General features: G+C 68.1%; 5 protein-coding genes and 1 pseudogene. 5 read left to right on the top strand and 1 reads right to left on the bottom strand.

The window, feature by feature from the left end:
* Window positions 1-209, bottom strand: a pseudogene (locus FKP22_RS24130) (type II secretion system protein N); the annotation flags it as partial.
* A gap of 69 nt (window positions 210-278) precedes the next feature.
* Between FKP22_RS24130 and gspG the strand changes: the two are divergent.
* The 5 genes from gspG (at window position 279) to gspK (ending at window position 3378) form a co-directional block, all read left to right on the top strand.
* Window positions 279-737: a type II secretion system major pseudopilin GspG gene (gspG, locus tag FKP22_RS24125; RefSeq protein ID WP_211361555.1), complete on the top strand. Its 459-nt coding sequence runs from the start codon at window positions 279-281 to the stop codon at window positions 735-737.
* Between the two features lie 128 nt (window positions 738-865).
* On the top strand, window positions 866-1276 hold the full coding sequence (locus tag FKP22_RS32610) for a type II secretion system protein GspH (RefSeq protein ID WP_233446960.1): 411 nt from the start codon (window positions 866-868) through the stop codon (window positions 1274-1276).
* Complete coding sequence (gene gspI, locus FKP22_RS24115) at window positions 1273-1638, top strand: type II secretion system minor pseudopilin GspI (RefSeq protein ID WP_141290206.1); 366 nt, start codon at window positions 1273-1275, stop codon at window positions 1636-1638. The genes FKP22_RS32610 and gspI overlap by 4 nt, the downstream gene beginning before the upstream one ends.
* A gap of 13 nt (window positions 1639-1651) precedes the next feature.
* On the top strand, window positions 1652-2404 hold the full coding sequence (locus FKP22_RS24110; RefSeq protein ID WP_141290209.1) for a PulJ/GspJ family protein: 753 nt from the start codon (window positions 1652-1654) through the stop codon (window positions 2402-2404).
* On the top strand, window positions 2401-3378 hold the full coding sequence (gene gspK, locus FKP22_RS24105) for a type II secretion system minor pseudopilin GspK (RefSeq protein ID WP_141290205.1): 978 nt from the start codon (window positions 2401-2403) through the stop codon (window positions 3376-3378). Before FKP22_RS24110 ends, gspK begins: the two co-directional genes overlap by 4 nt.
* Window positions 3379-3628: the final 250 nt, after the last annotated feature.

Here is a 3628-nt window from a genome sequence, read left to right as displayed (position 1 = left end):
TCGCTGGCGTCTTCGGGCTCCTCTTCGGCCGCGGCCACGACCACCGTGCCCAGCAGCCGGCTCAGGTCGCCGCCCTGGGACACGACCTGCCGGGTCGCCTGCGCGTTGTCGGGCAAACCACGGGCATGGGTGAACAGTTTCAGGCCCCAGAAGAGCCCGCTGGCAGCCACCAGCGCCCACACCACAAACGTTAATAATCGCGAAGCCATCGGGCGATTATCATGCAAGCCCACCCCTCGCCCGACGGCCCACGAGGCCTCTTTACCGACATGTCTGCCATGCCCCGATCACCCCTCCGCCCAAATGGCCTGAAAGGCCTGCGCCAAGCGGCGCAAAAGGGTTTCACGCTGATCGAGCTGATGGTGGTGCTGGTCATCATCGGCGTGCTGGCCGCGCTGATCGTTCCCAACGTGCTGGACCGCGCAGACCAGGCCCGCGTCACGGCAGCCCGCACCGACATCGGCGCCCTGATGCAGGCGCTCAAGCTCTACAAGCTGGACAACCAGCGCTACCCGACCGCCGAACAAGGCCTGGACGCGCTGGCGCACAAGCCCACCGTCGGCCAGATCCCGCCGAACTGGCGACCCTACGTCGACAAGCTGCCGGATGACCCATGGCACCGCCCGTACCTGTATGCCAACCCCGGCGTGCAAGGCGAGATCGACGTCTTCAGCCTGGGCGCCGACGGCCAGAACGGCGGCGAAGGCACCGACGCCGACATCGGCTCCTGGCAATAAGCGGTGCTGCACCGGCTGCCGGTCGCACCGTCTCTCGTGGCACCGCATTGACCTCGACCCGCGGGCCTGCCCGTTTCTCTCCTGATCGCCGTCACGGCCTCCAGCGCGGTTTCACGCTGCTGGAGCTGATGATCGTGGTCGCCATCATTGCCATCGCGATGGGCATTGCCTCGCTGTCGCTGCGCGACCGGGCGGCCAGCAAGCTGGAGGAAGAAGGTGCTCGGCTGAGCGCCTTGCTCGAAGGCGCCCGCGCCCGTTCGCGCTCGATGGGGCTGGAAGTGACCTGGCTGCCGCGCAGCGATGGCCCGGGCTTCAACTTCCTCGGCCTGCCCGACAGCATCCAGTTGCCCACCCAATGGCTGGACGAAAGCACCCGGGCCGAAGTCGTTGGTGGTGGCCCGCTGCGGCTGGGGCCGGAACCGGTCATCGGCGCGCAACAGGTGGTGCTGCAGCTCGAAGCACGCCGGCTGGTGCTGGCCACCAATGGGCTGGGCCCGTTTGTGCAGGTGGATGCGGCCAACGCGGCGGTGACGCCGTGAACCCCAGGGCAGCGCACGGCTTCACGCTGGTTGAAGTGCTGGTGGCGGTCGCCATCGTGGCCATTGCGCTGGCAGCCGGCAGCCGGGCCGGCGGCTCGCTGCTGAACAACGCCCAGCGCCTGACCTCGGTCACAGAGGCCCAGTGGTGCGCCGACAACGAGCTGACCGCACTGAAGCTGGCCCACCGCTTCCCCGACATTGGCGAGAGCACGGGGGAGTGCATGCAGCTGGCACACACCTACCGCAGCGTGGTGCGGGTACAGGCCACGCCAAACCCGAATTTCCGCCGCATCGACGTGGTGATTGCCAACGACAGCGGCCAGCAGCTGCTGACGCAGTCCACCGTGCTGCCGCGTTACTGAGCGCATGTTCCAGATGTACCCGCGCCCTCCTTCTTCTGCGCCGCAAGGCCGCGCCGCGCCTGGCTTCACGCTGATCGAGGTGATGGTCGCGCTGTTCATCATGGCCATCCTGGCCGCGATGGCCTGGCAAGGCATGGACGGACTGGTGCGCGTGCGCGACGGCGCCCAGGGCAGTACCGAACGCACGCTGCAGATGGCCACCGTGATCTCGCAATGGGAGCAGGACCTGCAGCAACTGCAGGCCAGCCCCGGCGCGCCGCCGCTTCGCTTCGACGGCAGCGCGCTGCGCCTGACCCGGCGTGCGCCGGACGGCCTGATGCTGGTCGTCTGGACGCGCCAGGAGAACACGCTGTACCGCTGGGCCTCGCCGCCGGTGACCAAGCTGCAGGACCTGCAGGAATGGTGGATGCGCAGCCAGCAATGGAGCAGCCTGCGCGACGGCGCGCTGCCGATGCTGACCGAGCTGAGCAACTGGCAGGTCTTCTACTACCGCCAGGGCGACAACAGCTGGAGCAATGCGCAGTCCAGCGGCAACCGCACGACGAAGTCCACCACGACGACGAACACGCAACCGATGGATGATAAGAGCGCGGGAACCGGGACTGGTGATGCAGCAGCTGCGGCTGCGGCTGCGGCTGCCGCAGCGGCAAACGCCAGCAGCGACGACGATGACCTGCCGCAAGGCGTGCGCCTGGTTCTGAGCCTGCCGGCAGGCGTGCTGACCCGCGACCTTCAGTTGCAAGGCACACAAGGAAGCGGCGGATGACCGCCCAACACCTCAACCGCCACACGCAACGCGGTGCGGCCCTGCTGCTGGCGATGCTGATCGTCACGCTGGTGGCCACGTTGGCGGCGGGCATGGTCTGGCAGCAGTGGCGGGCCATCGAGGTCGAGAGCGCGGAGCGCGCGAGGGCGCAGTCGGCCTGGCTGCTGGGTGGTGCGCTGGACTGGGCGCGGCTGATCCTGCGCGAGGATCAGCGCGATGGCGGCGGCGATGCCTTGACCGAGCCGTGGGCCACCGGCCTGGCGGAAATCCGGCTGTCGACCTTCCTGGCGGCCGACAAGGACAACACACAGGACACCGGGCTCGACGCCTTCCTGTCCGGCGACATCGTCGATGCGACCTCGCGCTACAACCTGCGCAACCTGGCCAACGACGACGAAGAACAGGCCAAGCTTCAGTTGCTGGCCTTCACCCGGCTCTGCGACACGCTCGGGCTGCCCGTGGGGGTGGCGCAGCGCATCGCCGAAGCCATGGCGGTCTCCAGCGACGCGGAAGATCTGGTCGATGGTGGTCAGAAGGCCCAGGCCAGTGCGCCGATCCGGCCCCAACGCGTGGCCCAGCTGCGCTGGCTGGGGCTGGATCAAGCCACCATCGACAGGCTGACGCCCTACGTGACCATCCTGCCAAACACAACCACGGTGAACCTCAATACCGCCTCACCCGAGGTGCTGATGTCGGTGATGGAAGGGTTGGACCGCTCCAGCGCGCAGCGCCTCGTGCAGCAGCGCGCGCAGCTGAAAAAGGGGTTCGATTCGGTCGGCTCAGCGGCCAAGGCGCTGGGCGACAAGTTCAGCACCAATGCCACCGCATGGGGCAAGGTGGCCGGCATCGCCAGCCAGTACTTCGAAGTCACCGGCCAGCTGCGCTACGAAGACTCGGTGCTGCGCGAGATTTCGCTGGTCCAGCGGCAGGGGGCCGAGGTGCGCGTGCTGTGGCGCGAGCGCCTGTCCAAATGAAGCGCCAGACCCACTCCCCACAAACGTGGGCCGACGCCGCTCCGGCTCGCGCCACAATAGCGGGTTGCAGGGCACCGGCGTGCCCACGCCGGACGGCCATCAGCCTGCCCGGCGGCTCGCCATGCCTGTTGCCTGATACCCCCATGCCTTCCGCGTCGAGTTTCCGCCGTCCATGTCCACTCTGATCGTCCAGTTGCCAGCCCAGCCCCGGCTGGCCGCCCAGCAAGCCGAGCCGGCGACGCTGGGTGAG

The organism is Ideonella azotifigens, from assembly GCF_006519715.1.
GTDB classification, from domain to species: Bacteria; Pseudomonadota; Gammaproteobacteria; order Burkholderiales; family Burkholderiaceae_C; genus Ideonella; species Ideonella azotifigens.
Note: the sequence above shows the minus strand (reverse complement) of the source record. Positions and strands in the feature narration are given on the sequence as shown.

What these genes read in the sequence shown, in the direction of transcription:
- FKP22_RS32610 (WP_233446960.1), top strand. Translation starts at nt 866, where the DNA reads ATGATCGTGGTCGCCATCATTGCCATCGCGATGGGCATTGCCTCGCTG.
- gspG (WP_211361555.1), top strand. Translation starts at nt 279, where the DNA reads ATGCCCCGATCACCCCTCCGCCCAAATGGCCTGAAAGGCCTGCGCCAA.
- FKP22_RS24110 (WP_141290209.1), top strand. Translation starts at nt 1,652, where the DNA reads ATGTACCCGCGCCCTCCTTCTTCTGCGCCGCAAGGCCGCGCCGCGCCT.
- gspK (WP_141290205.1), top strand. Translation starts at nt 2,401, where the DNA reads ATGACCGCCCAACACCTCAACCGCCACACGCAACGCGGTGCGGCCCTG.